Source organism: Pseudoalteromonas sp. SW0106-04 (genome assembly GCF_001293805.1).
In the GTDB taxonomy this organism is placed as follows: Bacteria; Pseudomonadota; Gammaproteobacteria; order Enterobacterales; family Alteromonadaceae; genus Pseudoalteromonas; species Pseudoalteromonas ruthenica.
The window spans coordinates 563,697-579,315 of record NZ_BCAI01000001.1 but is presented as its reverse complement, the minus strand read 5'-3'; the positions used below and the strand labels follow the sequence as shown (position 1 = coordinate 579,315).

15 protein-coding genes are annotated in these 15,619 nt (G+C 46.5%); 11 read left to right on the top strand and 4 right to left on the bottom strand.

Going from position 1 to position 15,619, the window contains the following annotated elements; all coding sequences use genetic code 11:
- The first annotated feature begins 48 nt into the window (after window positions 1-48).
- Window positions 49-996 carry a LysR family transcriptional regulator gene (locus tag W04_RS02365; protein ID WP_053909653.1) on the top strand — a complete coding sequence of 316 codons (948 nt, stop codon included), beginning with the start codon at window positions 49-51 and terminating at the stop codon, window positions 994-996.
- Here the strand turns inward: W04_RS02365 and W04_RS02360 are convergent.
- A complete protein-coding gene (locus W04_RS02360) occupies window positions 993-2,996 on the bottom strand; it encodes an ATP-binding protein (protein WP_053909652.1) in 2,004 nt (667 codons plus the stop codon). The two genes, W04_RS02365 and W04_RS02360, sit on opposite strands and share 4 nt — an antisense overlap.
- Window positions 2,997-3,422: 426 nt before the next feature.
- On the opposite strand from W04_RS02360, the gene W04_RS02355 reads away from it, so the two are divergent.
- The 3 genes from W04_RS02355 (at window position 3,423) to W04_RS02345 (ending at window position 8,179) form a co-directional block, all read left to right on the top strand.
- Complete coding sequence (locus W04_RS02355; RefSeq protein ID WP_053909651.1) at window positions 3,423-5,174, top strand: TonB-dependent receptor domain-containing protein; 1,752 nt, start codon at window positions 3,423-3,425, stop codon at window positions 5,172-5,174.
- Window positions 5,175-5,449: 275 nt separating this feature from the next.
- Window positions 5,450-7,513, top strand: a complete 2,064-nt coding sequence (locus W04_RS02350; protein WP_053909650.1) for a S9 family peptidase — start codon at window positions 5,450-5,452, stop codon at window positions 7,511-7,513.
- A gap of 240 nt (window positions 7,514-7,753) precedes the next feature.
- The gene (locus W04_RS02345; RefSeq protein ID WP_045978902.1) at window positions 7,754-8,179 is read left to right on the top strand and encodes a hemerythrin domain-containing protein; all 426 of its coding nucleotides are present in this window, start codon (window positions 7,754-7,756) and stop codon (window positions 8,177-8,179) included.
- 82 nt (window positions 8,180-8,261) lie between these two features.
- Here the strand turns inward: W04_RS02345 and W04_RS02340 are convergent, their stop codons facing one another.
- A complete protein-coding gene (locus W04_RS02340; RefSeq protein WP_231657982.1) occupies window positions 8,262-8,543 on the bottom strand; it encodes an N-acetyltransferase in 282 nt (93 codons plus the stop codon).
- A gap of 161 nt (window positions 8,544-8,704) precedes the next feature.
- Here W04_RS02340 and W04_RS02335 point away from each other — a divergent pair, with 161 nt between their 5' ends.
- From W04_RS02335 to W04_RS18825, 7 genes are all read left to right on the top strand, one after another.
- The gene (locus W04_RS02335; RefSeq protein ID WP_053909648.1) at window positions 8,705-9,382 is read left to right on the top strand and encodes an AHH domain-containing protein; all 678 of its coding nucleotides are present in this window, start codon (window positions 8,705-8,707) and stop codon (window positions 9,380-9,382) included.
- Window positions 9,382-9,957: a hypothetical protein gene (locus tag W04_RS02330; protein WP_053909647.1), complete on the top strand. Its 576-nt coding sequence runs from the start codon at window positions 9,382-9,384 to the stop codon at window positions 9,955-9,957. The genes W04_RS02335 and W04_RS02330 overlap by 1 nt, the downstream gene beginning before the upstream one ends.
- 295 nt (window positions 9,958-10,252) lie before the next feature.
- The gene (locus W04_RS02325; protein WP_053909646.1) at window positions 10,253-11,200 is read left to right on the top strand and encodes an IS30 family transposase; all 948 of its coding nucleotides are present in this window, start codon (window positions 10,253-10,255) and stop codon (window positions 11,198-11,200) included.
- 170 nt (window positions 11,201-11,370) lie between these two features.
- Complete coding sequence (locus W04_RS02320) at window positions 11,371-11,886, top strand: hypothetical protein (protein WP_053909645.1); 516 nt, start codon at window positions 11,371-11,373, stop codon at window positions 11,884-11,886.
- 188 nt (window positions 11,887-12,074) lie between these two features.
- Entirely contained in the window at window positions 12,075-12,878 is an 804-nt protein-coding gene (locus tag W04_RS02315) for a PhzF family phenazine biosynthesis protein (RefSeq protein ID WP_053909644.1), read from the top strand.
- 38 nt (window positions 12,879-12,916) lie between these two features.
- Window positions 12,917-13,978 (top strand): hypothetical protein, encoded by a 1,062-nt coding sequence (locus W04_RS02310; protein ID WP_231657981.1) that lies wholly within the window; start codon window positions 12,917-12,919, stop codon window positions 13,976-13,978.
- Between the two features lie 122 nt (window positions 13,979-14,100).
- Entirely contained in the window at window positions 14,101-14,277 is a 177-nt protein-coding gene (locus W04_RS18825) for a hypothetical protein (protein WP_157576240.1), read from the top strand.
- Here the strand turns inward: W04_RS18825 and W04_RS02305 are convergent.
- Window positions 14,268-14,732, bottom strand: coding sequence for a hypothetical protein (locus W04_RS02305; protein WP_053909643.1), 465 nt, complete (start codon window positions 14,730-14,732; stop codon window positions 14,268-14,270). The genes W04_RS18825 and W04_RS02305 overlap by 10 nt on opposite strands.
- Complete coding sequence (locus W04_RS02300; protein ID WP_053909642.1) at window positions 14,722-15,420, bottom strand: hypothetical protein; 699 nt, start codon at window positions 15,418-15,420, stop codon at window positions 14,722-14,724. Before W04_RS02300 ends, W04_RS02305 begins: the two co-directional genes overlap by 11 nt.
- Window positions 15,421-15,619 lie beyond the last annotated feature (199 nt).

Below are 15,619 nucleotides of genomic sequence, written 5' to 3'. Positions count from 1 at the left end.
TGCCAGAATGGCACCAATAAATCATCGCACTGTCATGCAGGCCGCACTATGGATACCACAAGCCGTTTAATTATGCTGCTCGAAGTGGTTGAGCAAGGCTCTTTTTCTAAAGCCGCCGAGATGCGCAATATCGATCGCTCGGTGATCTCAAAGCAAATTAGTAAGCTCGAAGATGAGCTCGGTGTGCGATTGCTCAATAGAACCACTCGTTCATTTTCGCTTACGGCAGCGGGCGCAGAAATGGTGAAAAAAGCCAAAGAACTGCGCTTGCTGCTCAATGACACCGTGCAATTGGCGGAAAACTACCACCAAGAGCCACGCGGTTTGCTGCGTATCACTACCTCCACTATTTTGGGCCGGCGCTACATACAGCCGGTGATCAATGATTTTCAAAAGCGCTTTCCGCAGGTGAGCATTGATATGCGTTTGGACGATCGCCTAGTGGACATGGTTTCTGAAGGCTTTGATTTGGCCTTTCGCGTAGGTGAGCCCCGCGATTCATCTTTGATTGCACGAAAGCTGGCTCGTAACCGCGTGCTACTGCTGGCTACTCCGCAGTTTGTCAATGCCTATGGCGAGCCGCAAAGTATGGAGGAGTTGGGTAAACTGCCTGCGGCCACTTATCATAGCGCGCACAAGCGCGTCGATACTATTGGCTACATCAATGATCAGGGTGAGCAGTGTGAACAAGGGATCAATGCGGTCTACAGCGCCAATGATGGCGAAGTATTGCTGGACAAAGTGCTCTCGCATACGGCCTACGTGTTAGCGCCTGCTTTTTTAATTAACGACGAGATTAAAAGCGGTAAATTGGTGCCGTTGCTGCCCCATATTACTCTACCCGATTACAGTGCCATGTACGCCTTGTACCCACACCGTGATTTACCGGTGCGAACACGGCTTTTCCTTGATGCTGTGCGCCATTACATTGGTGAAGGGGTGCCACGTTGGGAGCGTAATATTCCCGGCTTAGATAGCTTGTATCAGGGCCGTTAACGCCCTCTTAGTACCTCACTAAGCTGACTAAAACCAACCGGTTTCGCAATAAAGCTATTCATTCCGGCTTCTAAGCAACGCTTTTTATCGAGCTCGGAAGTATTGGCGGTAAGGGCAATAATATGTGGTTGCCTAATACTTTTGAGCGAGCGTATTTTCTCTGTTGCGCCGAAACCATCTAGTATTGGCATCACGCAGTCCATAAAGACCACGTCATAACCGTCCTGCGTGTTACCCACCAACTCCACCGCTTGCTCGCCATGTTCGGCATATTCAGCCTCTAAGCCTAGCTTCTCCAGCAAGGCTTTCATAACCACTCGATTCATATGGTTATCATCCACAACAAGAATTCGCAAATTCTTATTGATACCTTGAGTATTAGGAACGTTTTTTAGTTGCGCTTTTATCGGTTGACCCGGAGCTAGATTAACCGAAAATGTAAAGACACTTCCTTGGCTCACCTTACTACTCACACCCACACGTCCCCCCATCAGTTTGCATAACTCGTAAACGATGGACAGACCCAAGCCTGTACCTCCATATTCTCGGGCGATATGACTTCCACCTTGCGTGAAAGGAGTAAACAAAGCGTCTAGTACTTGCTTATCCATACCTACGCCTGTGTCTATCACTCGGGCCTGTAATTCATAACAGCGTTCAACTTTTCTCAAAACCACATTAAGAGTGATACAACCTTTTGCCGTGAACTTGAGGGCGTTACTAAGAAGGTTAACTAAAATTTGCTTTATACGAGTACCATCTGCTTTTACCCAAACATTATTATCAACTTCGAAGTAGTGCTTTAGAACGATGCCTTTTTGTGCACACAAGGGCTGATATATGGAAATGACGTCGTTGAGCATAAGACTTACGTTGAGATTTTGCTCATCAAGCTGCATCTGTCCAGCGTCTATTTTTGAGTAATCGAGTACGTCATTAACCAAACGCACTAACGTTTCAGAACTACTAAGCGCGAGTTCAACACGTTGGGAAATAACGTCTAAGTCCTCTTCTCCTTGCAAAGCAAGCAACATACCGTTAATACCATTGATAGGAGTTCGCAGTTCATGACTAATTTTTGCTAAAAAAGCACTACGGGTGTTTAAGAGGTGCTCAGCTTGTTCACGTTGTTGCGCGAGGGCTTGGCGTGTGTTGACAATATCTGTGATATCTTGAATCGCACCATTTATACGCACGCATTGACCCTGTTCACACTCTGGTTTGCCCTTAATCGCCACCCATTTTTGTTGGCCATCTCGGGCAGTCAACGCAACTTCACAGCTCCAAGGTTGGTGCTCAGCAATTGCATGATTGATGTGCTGTTCAACCTTGTCCCGCTCAGTTGGCACGTAGAATGATAGCGCTTCACTTAAGGTCGGTTGAAAATCATCCGCGACACCATGAATGGCCTTGGTTTGTTTTGACCAATATAAGCTATCGCGCACTAAGTCGACTTCCCAAGCACCGATTAGCGCCAGCTCACTCATGGCTTTAAGGGATTGATGTTGCAGTCTAAGTGCTTGAATGTCTTGGTACCTAGCTATCTCAATGCCTATCCACTGCCCGAGTAAGGTCACATAATCAAGTTGCTCACGGGTGAACGCTTGGTGGTGTATATTCGGCGAGGAAAAGTTAATGGTGCCATAGACTCGACCGGCCACCTCGATAGGCGCACCAATGTAACTTTCCAGTTGGAAGTTGATGTAACAAGGGTGAGTCGCAATATCGCTATTTCCTGCGTGCTCAAACGCCAAAGCGGACTTGGCATGCAGTGTATGCGTGCAGTACGTTTCACCAAGGTTAAAGTGTGTTCCTACAGTCAGGGAGTCATCAGGAGTGATAACATGCTCGACTACATAATCTTGCCCTTCAATACGACTGACAATGGCTATGTCTAGTGCAAATTCATCAAGGCCAAAGCGCATTAAATGATGCACTTTTTCGTGAAAGCTGAGATGTTGATCTGAGGTGATCTGATGTAGTCGAGCCAGTGAACTCACACTAATCCTTAGCTGTATTTAGTCTTAAACAGAAAAACGTATTATGTAACTGCTTATCCAGTATTACGTATAACAGCTTGATTTTCCACTCTAACCATTGAATTCAGCCTTTGTTCGCAGCTAGATACGAAAAAACGCTCAAATCACGAATAAGTAAACTTAATTTATTTACCCGACCACAAAATAAGCTTCAACTAAAAACAATTAATAATCATATAGATAAAAAATAAAGTCCGGTAATTCATAACTTTTCATAGTGATTCAAGACTCAAAATGCGTACTCGACCTAGGTTGATAGTAGATAAATGACAATGCTGTCATTTGTCGTGTTTGTAGCAGTCAAATAATAACTAAATGCGCTCCTTCAGGCAGTGTGCCGCCACAGGCCGAGCACAAGGGAGCACAACAACACCAAGGGGAAAGTTTATGAGTTATCAACTCACACCCGTCGCTTGGGCCATAGGCCTTGCTTGCATTGCGGGGTCGTTTAGCAAACCGGTGCAAGCGCAACAGCCGCAGGCCACCAGCAGCGATATGGAAGTTATTCAAGTGCGTGGTATTCGCTCCAGCGTAGCGCGTTCGATGAATACCAAACGCTATGCCAATGCGGTCGTCGATGCCGTTACCGCAGAAGATATTGGCAAATTTCCGGACCAAAATGTTGCCGAGTCGCTGCAGCGTATTACTGGCGTATCCATCACTCGCAGTTACGGTGAGGGCGAGCGTGTCAGTATTCGCGGTACACCAGAAAGCCAAAACCGGACGTTGCTCAACGGCCAAGCGGTGGGCTCCGCCGATTGGTGGACCAACTCAGCACCCAGTCGCGGCTTTAATTACACCATGCTGCCCTCAGAGATTGTTTCTGGGCTGGAAGTGTATAAATCGCCAGAAGCAGACCTAGATGAAGGCCCTATTGGCGGCGACTACACTGGTTTAGCCGGAGATTTGGGCTGGCGTCTAAGTCAATTTTCAGCGCCCTTCCCTGAGCACTATTTACGCCATATTGGCAGCAGCGATACTTTGAAACGTTACGCCTATGCCGATACCCAAGCGCTGGCAAGGCAATATCGTAGTATTGACTTTCATCAGTACGAAGAGCGGCCCAGCCGCTTTGAAATTAACGAGCGTTTATTGGCCGGTTATACCCAGCTTCAGGTTGGGGCTGACACTTGGCAAGGGAACCTGGGGGTGCGCTTGGTGGCCACCGAGCAGCAAGCCGAGGCCTATGCCGGCCCAGTCCACTCGGGCCGAACCCACTCGGGCCGAACCCAGTCAGGCCGAACCCAGTCAGGCCGAACCCAGTCAGGCCGAACCCATTCGGGCCGAACCCATTCGGGCCGAACCCATTCAGTGGCAAACGCCAGTACTGTACAACTCGGGCAATGGCAACAAAGCCGACGCCGCTACTGGGATTTTTTACCTAGCTTAAACCTCAGTAGCCACTTAAATGACAACTTACTGCTACGCCTTGGTGCGGCGCGGGTGATGTCTCGCCCGCAGTATCATCACCTTATGCCCTCAACCAACTACAACGTCACCCAAGCGCAAGGCCAAGGCGGCAATCCACAACTTGACCCTTATCGCGCCAATCAATTTGATGCCGCCTTAGAGTGGTATTTTAATGATATAGGTTTGCTCTCTGGCACCGTATTTATGAAAGATATTGCTTCGTTTATTGAATTCGAGCGCCGACAGGAGGAGCATGAGGGCATTTTGATGACCATAGATAGGCCCACCAACGGTGCGGGCGGCACCATAACCGGTGCAGAACTCGCATTACAGCATGAGTTTTGGTATGGCTTTGGGGTGCTGGCCAATTACACTTATGTACAAGGCTCTCGGGAAGCTCACTCTGCGGGGACACTCAATGCCATCCCCGGGACGTCCAAGCATTCGGTGAATTTTTCTGTTTATTATCAGCAGCCATTGTTTGATGTTCGCTTGGCTTACAACTACCGGACCCGCTATGCCACCGGCGTAGGCGAAACCTTCATGGACAACTATGGCCAACTTGACGCCAGCGTTCGCGTCAACCTTACCGAGCAATTACAACTGAACCTAGATGTGATCAATCTCAATAATGAAATCACCTACCTGTATGAGCGTAGTCACTTGGCGCCCACCGGCATCTACGAAAATGGTCGGCGTTTTTACACGGGCCTACGCTACACATTCTAAAGGCAAAATGTAACTTTCTGTCAACTTGGGTAATAGTATGTAAAACACGGAATTATTAGCTGTTTAGCGCGTCTTAGTGGCAGCTAATAAAGAGAGTGCGCAAACGTACTCGCTAATGTTTTTAGCCATTGCATAGATAGTAAACCCAATCCCAACCTTAGGGGCTCCAACATGGGGCCCTTTTATCGCAGCCAGTGTGACCTTGGGCGCAAACACTGGCTTTCACTTGTTGCTTTTGTACAATAGCCAAGGCTAATAACAAGTGAAGGACTAACATGAAACTACTGACAACAGCGTTAGCGCTGGCAACAGCCATGGGCACCAGCCTATCGGCCCAGGCCAGTGATACCATTACCGTTGAAGATATTCCGAAAGTTAAAAGTGTGATCCAAACCGCTATCAGTCCAGATGGCGAGCAGGTTGCCTTTACGCGCTCTTTACCACGCGAGCTGTACGTTGATAAAAATGGCTACAACTACAGTGAACTCTACGTGGTTGATGACGAAGGCGTAGAGCGCCCTTTTATCACCGGCAAGGTAAATATTAAAAGCATTAGCTGGTCAGCAGACGGTCAAGACATCTATTTCCTCGCCAAGTTAGGCGAAGACAAGCACACCGCCTTGTACCACATTCCGGTAGACGGTGGTCAAGCTCAGCAAGTGTTTGCCCTCAAAGGCCGCTCAATCTCCAGCTACGAGCTTAGCCCAACAGGTAAGCAAGTCGCAATCCTGGCCATGCCAAGCAAAGATAAGTCGGAAAAAGAGCTAAAAAAATTAGGCTTTATGGCCGAAGTGTATGAGCAAGGGCTGAAAAACAAGCAACTGCATTTAATTGATCTAGCCAAAGCTGACAAGCCGCTAGACCCTGAAGCGATTGACATTGATGGCTATGTTAGCGACATGAACTATGCTGACGATGGCAGCAAATTATTAGTCAAAACTCAGCCGACTGCATTGATTGATGATAAATACATGAAGTCGCAGTGGCACTTGTTTGATGTCCAAAGCAAGGCCGTTACGCTGTCGTTTAAAACGGAAGGGAAATTAGGCGATGCCGAACTTTCTCATGATGGCCGTTATGTGGCTATCTTAGGCGCCGAAGATAAACACGACCCTGCCACCGGCCGTTTATATCTAGCCGATACGCAAAGTGGCGAGATTAAAGAGTGGTTACCTGACTTTATGGGCCACATTGCCGACATTGAATGGGCCAACACCGAAAACACCCTTAACTTTATTGCCGCTGTAAGCCCCGAGACCTTTGTTGGGCAAATTGAGGTAGGCGATGAGGACTATGACACCTTGATTGAGCAAGGCGAGTTTATTGCCAGTCGTTTGAGCGTGTCTGACTCGGATAAAACTATCGCGCTACGCGCTAACACCGCCAAGCACCCGAACGAAGTATTTATGATCCGTGGTGATGAGGCAACGCGCCTAAGCGATTCAAACCCATGGCTCAACGATAAACGTTTTGCCAAACAGCAAGCGCTTAGCTTTGAAGCACGCGATGGTGTAGAGATTGGCGGCGTCTTGGTATATCCATTGGATTATCAAGAAGGTCAGCGTTACCCACTGATTATGGCCGTGCATGGCGGTCCAGAAAGTCACGACAAGAACGGCTGGGTAACCAGTTATTCTGATCCGGGACAAATGGGCGCGGCGCGCGGGTATGCGGTCTTTTATCCGAACTATCGCGGTTCTACCGGTAAAGGAGTTGCATACTCTAAGCTGGGCCAAAATGACTACGCTGGCAAAGAGTTCGACGATCTTGTCGATATGAAGCAATACTTGGTAAAAATGGGCTTAGTCGATAGCGACCGTGTTGGTATTACCGGCGGCTCTTACGGTGGTTATGCATCAGCCTGGGGCGCCACTAAATTAACCGAGCATTTCGCAGCCAGTGTGATGTTTGTTGGCGTGACCAACCAGCTTTCTAAGTTCGGTACTACCGACATTTCCAACGAAATGTACTTAGTACACGCACGCTCTTACCCATGGGAAAAATGGCAGTGGTACTTGGAACGTAGCCCAATTTACTGGGCGGGTCAGTCTAAAACACCGCTATTGATTATGCATGGTAAAGACGATCCCCGTGTACACCCAGCGCAATCAATGGAGCTATATCGCTACATGAAGGTGCAAGGGAAAGACGTTCGTTTAGTGTACTACCCTGGTGAAGGTCATGGTAACCGCCGTGTCGCTGCCCAGTATGATTACAGTCTGCGCTTAATGCGCTGGATGGATAATTACCTGATGGAAGGCAACAAAGACATGCCTGATTACAAAATTGACCACGCCAGTAAATTAAAAGCAGTTAAAGACGCCAACAAAGCGGACTAAGCTGTACTCCTTGAGAAGCCTGCATCACGCAGGCTTTTTCATCTTAACAATTAACGTTCTGTTGTATGACTTCCGCCCGCGTGCCTAAATGGATGCTTGGTGTGGTGAATTTTCCATTTTTACTTGTAAAAGCTACATTGCCTCACTTCTTTAAAATAAAAAATATTTACTAATCATGGACTTGAAATGTGGCATTTGACTTGCTCTGTGTAGTTGGTAGCAAAGTAAAAAGGAGACACTATGACCATATTTGAAGCACTACGTCATGACCATGACACCCAACGTGAGCTCATTGATAAATTGATCGAGACCAGTGGTGACACTAAAACACGCCATGGCCTGTTGGAAAAACTCAAACATGAGCTGCAAGAGCATGCCAAATTTGAGGAGCGTTACTTCTATGACCCACTTATTTTTAAAGACCTAACTCAAGAAAAAGCGCGTCACAGCATTGCCGAACATCATGATATTGACGAATTGATCGAAGAGCTTGAAAGCACCGATATGAGTTCACCTGCTTGGCTGGCAACGGCGAAGAAGTTACACCATAAAGTGCACCATCACCTAGATGAAGAAGAACAAGAGGTATTTCAATTAGCTGGGCGTGCCTTAAGTGATAAACAAAAACACGATTTGGCACAAAAATACGATGCGAATATGCACTAAGCCGTAACAGTGATGACGCCGCTGCATCTAGAAAACTAGGTGCAGCCCTATCCAAGCTAGGCGATAAGCCCACTTACCCTTGCTATACATCCACCATTGAGAAATGATGGCTGGCGATGTTAAAACCCTCACGCAAATAGAATCGATGTGCAGCAAAGCGTTGAACGCCCGAGTCTAAGTGAATTTGCTCACAATTATTAGCCCGCGCATAAGTTTTAAACCAATCCAGTAAGAATTGTCCTACACCACGCGAGCGATACTTCGCATTAGTCACCAAATCCTCAATATAGATATGTTTACCCCAAGCCAGTTTTTCACCAACACTGAACCCTGCCACCGCAAGCACTCCATGTGAGGATTTCACATACACAAGCTGGTAATGATTTACTAACGAACGCGCTTGGATAGCTATTAATGATTCTGAACATTAGATACTAGACAATCCAAACTTACTACTAATCTGTTGAATTTGTCGCCAACATAATACAAAATGCATCCTTTGAACATTAGCAATAAGGATGTTATATGGCTCAAATGGATACCCAAAAAGCAGTCCATGCGATTCAAATTGAACCAGCTGATTTACTATTAGGAATTCGTCAAACTATTAGAGAATCAGGTGCAGTTTATCGCTTCCCAGATTCGGAAAAACTAATATCAGACGTTCTCGACCAAACCTTAAAAGAGACAGAGCGCCAACTTTCAGAAATAGAGATAGCTCAGCATGCTGCACGTCTCTACAATCAAATAGCCACTAGAAGTATAAAATTCGGCCTTATGGCATACTCAAAATATGCTTCACAAGCTCGCACTATGACAAAGGACATGCTTCTAACGGAAAAACACAGACCAAATAGAATGACGCGTTACATGGCCGCTACCGGTTCAGGTAAAAAGCCACCGAACACGGCTACTCATGCAATTGTTTCAGGAACTCATGAATTAGCTAGCGCTGCTAGAAAAATTCTAGCAAAGTTTAAAATACGAATAGATGACCCTGCTAACGGCGTTTATTTGCCAAAAAATGAAAACTACATACCTCATCCACAGATGCCTGATGCGTCAAATCATGCAAAAATTCATACAGTGCAGTATTACCTGAATATAACGAACCAGTTATCATTGGCAAATACACGTGATGAATGCGTTCAAATTTTACATGCCATCGCTAAAGCTTTACAAGAAGGAAAATACGGATACTAATGAGCAAAGTAATATATAAAATCACGCCTGACGTGAATAATTACAGAACAATTTTTCCTGATGATGAGTCCCTTTGTGAGCCTGATTTATGGAAGCCTAATTGTCAATCCAAAGAGTCAACCTTGCTAAACTTTAACGCACATTATAATCAAGAAACCGACACTCCATTGGGTGACTTTACCGCAATAAACCTGCTTGGTCTGGCGATTCAAGATTCAGTTGCAAATGAACTCGCACAGTTATTGGAAGCTTCTGGTGAGTTGTTACCATTCTTTGTCGGTAACGATACTTGGTATTACTATAATGTAACACGACAAGAGGCAGGGATTTTAGACATCGAAAAAAGCGCTTTCATGGTTCCTGGGCTAAACATTGGCTTGCAAAAAGCTGTATTTGTACAAGATAAGTTGCCTAAACGTAGCTGCATTTTCAAAATACCAGAAGACCGTTTCGAGGGCACTTATATACTCGACTCTCGTTTAGATGATAAGGATATAATGTCTAATCTATTTTGTGCAGTGCAGGCCCATAACTTTAAAGGACTTACCTTTGAGGAAATTGCTCGATTTGATTAGTTGATACGGCAGCCATCTATAGGTGGGTATATTGAGAATATGGTAATATACCTGCCTTCACTTAATACGCACAGATTCTCGCTCTACTAATAGCACAAAAACAAATCATCTTGCTTGCCCAACTATTTGTGAATACGAAGTAATAGCTAACCCCTTTAAATTCCAAGTAGACACTATTTGTGTATTAACACCTGATTTCAGATAATAAGTGCGACACTCATGGGATCGCGTAGAAGAGGAAGCCAACTGCTGAAAGTGGTACGCTCTTCTCGCCAAAGAAACAAGCAGTACTACCATGAGATATCAGCAGCTGACCGAGGGCAGAAGATACCAGATTTCCATATTATTGGAAGAGGGGTTCTATGCTAATGAGATCGCCAAAAAAGTAAAATGCCATCGCTCCACCGTTTATCGAGAGTTAAATAGGCATAAAGTGAAAGAAGCCTATTGCCCTGATTCGGCGCATTTAATGGCTATGGGGAAGCGTAAAGCAGCACAGAAATACCGTATTCCCCAAAAACGTATCAGATTTATCCGAATATTGCTGCAAGCAGATTGGAGCCCAGAGCAAATTTCAGTCGTTTTGACGAGCGTGGAACAGCCTGTCAGTCACGAGTGGATTTATCGCTATATTGCACAGGATAAACGTGGTGGTGGCAAGCTATATCAGCATTTGCGTCAAGGATATAAGCGATATAGGCGAGGGAGAAAGGACAAGGGTCCAGCGATTTTGAATGCGACTCCGATTGATGAACGGCCAGAAATTGTTGAGGGCCGAACACGCCTTGGAGACTGGGAAATTGACACGGTACTGGGGAAACAAGGAACGGGTGCATTGGTCACCGTTTTAGAGCGAAAAACACGTTTTTACCTTGTTAAAAAAGCCGCATCAAAATCAGCAGAGGATGTTGCGCAGGCAACCATAGAGCTGCTTGCGCCGTATAAAAATCACGTGCATACAATCACAGCAGATAATGGAAGAGAGTTTGCAGCTCATGAGCTCATTTCGGCGACTTTGAAAACAGGGTTTTACTTTGCACACCCCTATTGCTCTTGGGAGCGTGGGGCAAACGAAAATGCAAATGGTCTGCTACGACAATATATAAAGAAAGGCACCGACCTGAGAGAAGTAAGTGATACAGATGTTGATTTCGCGATGTCGCGGATAAATTATCGACCAAGAAAGTGTTTGAGTTTTAAGCAGCCAGCTGTGGTATTTAAAGAAACGACGGAGGCTGCTTAATTTTGGAAAGAGTGTCGCACTTCAGAGTTGAATTCGGGAACGTATCTTTTAAATTGAGTCGCGAACCTAACTCGACCACAGCAGTTTGAAACTACGGATAAGGAGTCATGAGTGTCTAAAATTCTTACGCCACTGAAAGATGCAGCTTACCACTTAGAGAATGTGCACCCATGATAATCGCCAACCCCCCCCACCCCCTTACTCGCATATACTCATTACTTGTCACACTAGTCCTTGGGGTATTCAGCGTCGGATGCGCCGCCAACGAATGCGTTTACGAGCAAAAAGAGAACCAAAAACAACTGTATGCCGCTAATCCAGCGATTAGCGTTCAGCAATGGCTGGAGTCGAGCAACGAAGTAAAAGGGGTGTTGGCTAATGGCAATTTATTTTCAGTGAAGCATTGGTCATGTGAGCATTATGGCAAACAGGCATTGATGGTTCTCGGCCCGCACATGGACACCGCTGCAAATCAATTGAACGCTTCTGTGTTACTGCTTGCAAAAGTTGCTCTTGATGAGCACGAGTTAAAACTGCTCACGCAATCGCTGCAAAACAGTAAACTGCGTCTCGCTGATGCGCCACTTCAGCATAATATCGTCAGTAACGAATTTGATGAGTTTTACGTTCAAATCGCTATCACCGACAGCCTCATCATCATTGAGATTAAGCTATATCACAGTTAAGTTCCCTTTTTATGCAGCAAATGAACTTGTACGGAGCACTCAAAGCCTGTTCGCTGTATCGCCCCTTTATAACTCACTTTCTATCTAAGTAAGCTCCGCTGCAAAGCGCGCACTTCAGACCTAAGCTTGCCTTCACTGAATATACTGATTACTCTAAACGCAGCGATTTTAACTGGGTGATTTAGCCTATGCAGCTTTGCATGTACATTATTGACGCCTTCACTCGTGAGCAGTTTAGCGGGAACTCTGCGGCGGTGGTGGTGCTTGATTCACCATTACCCGATGCACTCATGCAACAAATTGCCAGTGAAAACAACCTCTCGGAAACCGCATTTATCATTGCTCACCCAAGTGGTGGCTATGCCATACGCTGGTTTTCACCGCTGATGGAAATTGACTTTTGCGGTCATGCAACTTTAGCCTCGGCCTTCGTGCTATTTGAATACTTTCAGTGTCATCAGACCATACGCTTTACCACTCAGCAGGTCGGTGATTTAACGGTATGGCGCCACCATGATGGTTGTATTGAGATGCGCTTTCCCAACCTTGCTCCTACAGCAGTAGAGACTCCTGCGGCGTTGTTGGCAGGTTTATCACGCCCTCCGAAGCAGGTGTTGGCCAACGCGCAGGCCTATTTTGCGATATATGACGATGAACAGGACGTGATCTCATTGCAAAGTAACAGTGAGCAGTTAAAAACCTTGGCACCACGAGATGTGGTGGTGAGCGCCAAAGGAAGTGATTGCGACTTTGTCAGCCGCTACTTTTGGCCCGCTAACGGCGGTGATGAAGACCCTGTGACCGGCTCTATCCATGCTGGACTCACTCCCTATTGGGCAGAGCAACTAGGTAAAACCAAGTTTCACGCAAAGCAAAAATCCATCCGTGGCGGTGAGTTATTTTGTTCATTAGATGCAGAGCATGTTTTGGTCAGTGGCTACGCTGTGCTTTACGCGCAAAGCACCCTGCATATAGCCACGGCTGCAAGCTGACGGTGGCCAACAATCGCTTATTTGGTAAATAATACCCTATGGTGTTAAGACGTATCAAAGTCGCGCGCTGGCGCGCAAATAAACATTTACAGCGGCAACAGAGCCAGTGGCAGCCGCATAAAATGCGCCTGTTAAAACGTTGCCAGACGATTTGGTTTAACCTTGGCAGCGCACAAAAGCTCTACCTGCTTGCCATTCTCTGCTTAGTAGTGCTGCAATCAGGCTGGCTGGCCACTGTCATCACTATTATTGCTTTAGTGGTAGAGTTTTGGCCTAAGTTTAACCAGCTGTGGCACTCACTGGCAGGTAAAGCACTGATTTTGGTGTTCTATGCCACCATTGCGAACTTTGTGCTCGCCAGTGCCAGTGGCATTGTCAATGAAGTCACTGGAGTGTCGGCCAGCCACTTCAACTACACCCATAACTTTGCCACGTTGTTGTATCTGCCCCCTTGGGCGCTGGGGATCACCTTATGTACCCTGTTGTTGTTACAGCTTTTTCTACCATTTTATATTGTCGCACTGCTGCTTATTAAACCCTTTGGCTCGCAGCGCATTAAATTTATCAGCCAGAGCTATTCGCCACTAATGACCGCGTTGGTGCGATTCTTTCTCGCCAGTGTGGTGATTGTAAATATCATTTCCTTCGTTGATGACAAACCTGCTGAGGCTGTGCTCGATGATATCACCGCCAGCTTTAGCGAGGGTAAAGCCTTAGTCGATGAGTCGCCTGCTCGTCAAGAGCAAGCGGTGCAGCAACTGAGCGAGAAAATCCAACAAGATTTGCCCACCCAACACTCGGGCGCAAAACAACCCGGCAACAGCGCCGAAGTGCAGGTTGAGGGAGACACCGAGGCAGCAAAAAACATCCAGCAGTTTTTACACACTAAGGGCTATTTTGAGCGTAGCAAGCGCCTTATTGCCATGTTCGCATACAGCTACGAAGCCGATAGTTTCTCCCGCTGCGAAAAAGCGAACAGCGTCAAAGCGGTGGAGCTTAACGACTACGAAATCGTCGAAATTGCGCCGGATGATAGTATGCCCTATGGCTACCGCTTTCGCGTCAGAGCCTGTCAGTCACCCGGGATATCTCCGCCCTAGTAGGGACGAGTTGAAAACCTTAGGTTTTAGTCAGCACGGATTATTACCGCAATGCTGGGTTATTGATGGCCATTGCGCTGGCTCAGCGCTTTATGACCTACTTACTGAGGAGGTTTTAGTGTATGAGCACTCACCAGGATAAAGGTAAACGCGCTTTTGTCATTGCTGCGCTGTTAAGCTTTCTTGGCGCACTGGCGCATTTACTGACCATTTTCGCAGGAGCGCACTGGTATCGTACCACGGGAGCCGGTAAAGCGATGGCAGTCACAGTGCCAGTGCTAAGAGATTACTATTTGTAGGTGACGTGCAGGGGGATATCAATAAACCTCGCGAGGTCTTCTCCGTCGCGTTCCAAACGTTTTTTAAACCCTTTAGGAGCGAGGTTGAAACGATCGCCGTTAGTTAGTTGTAAAAAAAGCCGCGCATCATGACGGTCTAGCATCCGTTCATCCACAACAACCGCCTCGATATCACCAAATTTAATATGTTTTGTTTTTATCGGAAACAGCATCTTCGCGCGTATAGTCACGGCCTGTTTACGCTTATCAACCCACACCGCATAACTGCCAAACAACCCGATAAGACCAAGTGTAGTGACCGATGCCCATACAAACAGTGGCATATCACCACGGGCCACTGAGAACAAATTCGCCGCGCCAATTAAGGTAATAAATACACCGATAAACCGAGCAACGAAGATTTTACTGCCTTTGTTTAGCACCGCTAATTCATTAGAAATTTGCTTAAAAGACACGATGTAACTCCTTGGCAATAAGGCCGACCACTAGCAAAAAGAAAAATGGCCCGAAAATAAACTTAGCGAGCGCAGTTTTATCCCAAAAATACAGTTCTCGGCCAACGCGAGGGGGTGTATCAGTAGTCTGGTTTTGCACGGTTTCCGCTTGCTCTTCACTTTTGTCAGTGCCGAAAGAAATCGTTTGCTCCGTAGCCGTAACACTCTCTTTCACGCTCAGTTGGCAGCCGAAGTGCTGCGCAAGAAAGCGGGCCGCCGCTTGGGTGTCAGCAAGTGTCCCTAGCGTATATCTTTGCCCACATAACGCAAACTGATAGTGCGTGACCATGCTAGGGATGGGTTGCACCACAATTTTAACGTTTGCCAAATGACCAATAGGCATGGGAGTGCCTGCTCTGCCCGCGAAACGTGACTCTATATATGCTTGACCTTTCGCTGCATCGAGCACCAAATAATGGCTCTTAAGCCAACAAAAAAGGCAAGGGATCAATAAAATAGGTGCCACCACCGCATAAAACAGTGAATCATCAAAAACCGCGACCACGGCCGCTGATATTGAGAAAAACAGCAACAAAAAACGAAAGGTCACAATTACGTGGTGCGTTTTTGTTTGCAGCGCGACACGCTCAGGTAAGAGATCCGCTTTAATATGATGACGCGCACCTTTGGATAGTTGGCTATACTGCATTTGCTTATTACATCCTTGTTTACTCACTGTATTACTTTAAACGCTCTGCATCTTTGATTGAAGCCTTTTTATCATAAAAAGGCCTGCTTGATACCACTGTGGTTGGGTTGCTCTTTTAAAGCATAGCTACCGTTCAACCCAATCAGTGAACAGTGAGCATATGCGCAATCACCAGCAGGTGAGTGGCAGCGGAAAGAGC

What these genes read in the sequence shown, in the direction of transcription:
- W04_RS02315 (WP_053909644.1), top strand. Translation starts at nt 12,075, where the DNA reads ATGCAGCTTTGCATGTACATTATTGACGCCTTCACTCGTGAGCAGTTT.
- W04_RS02310 (WP_231657981.1), top strand. Translation starts at nt 12,917, where the DNA reads ATGGTGTTAAGACGTATCAAAGTCGCGCGCTGGCGCGCAAATAAACAT.
- W04_RS02350 (WP_053909650.1), top strand. Translation starts at nt 5,450, where the DNA reads ATGAAACTACTGACAACAGCGTTAGCGCTGGCAACAGCCATGGGCACC.
- W04_RS02365 (WP_053909653.1), top strand. Translation starts at nt 49, where the DNA reads ATGGATACCACAAGCCGTTTAATTATGCTGCTCGAAGTGGTTGAGCAA.
- W04_RS02320 (WP_053909645.1), top strand. Translation starts at nt 11,371, where the DNA reads ATGATAATCGCCAACCCCCCCCACCCCCTTACTCGCATATACTCATTA.
- W04_RS18825 (WP_157576240.1), top strand. Translation starts at nt 14,101, where the DNA reads ATGAGCACTCACCAGGATAAAGGTAAACGCGCTTTTGTCATTGCTGCG.
- W04_RS02335 (WP_053909648.1), top strand. Translation starts at nt 8,705, where the DNA reads ATGGCTCAAATGGATACCCAAAAAGCAGTCCATGCGATTCAAATTGAA.
- W04_RS02325 (WP_053909646.1), top strand. Translation starts at nt 10,253, where the DNA reads ATGAGATATCAGCAGCTGACCGAGGGCAGAAGATACCAGATTTCCATA.
- W04_RS02330 (WP_053909647.1), top strand. Translation starts at nt 9,382, where the DNA reads ATGAGCAAAGTAATATATAAAATCACGCCTGACGTGAATAATTACAGA.
- W04_RS02345 (WP_045978902.1), top strand. Translation starts at nt 7,754, where the DNA reads ATGACCATATTTGAAGCACTACGTCATGACCATGACACCCAACGTGAG.
- W04_RS02300 (WP_053909642.1), bottom strand. Translation starts at nt 15,420, where the DNA reads ATGCAGTATAGCCAACTATCCAAAGGTGCGCGTCATCATATTAAAGCG.
- W04_RS02355 (WP_053909651.1), top strand. Translation starts at nt 3,423, where the DNA reads ATGAGTTATCAACTCACACCCGTCGCTTGGGCCATAGGCCTTGCTTGC.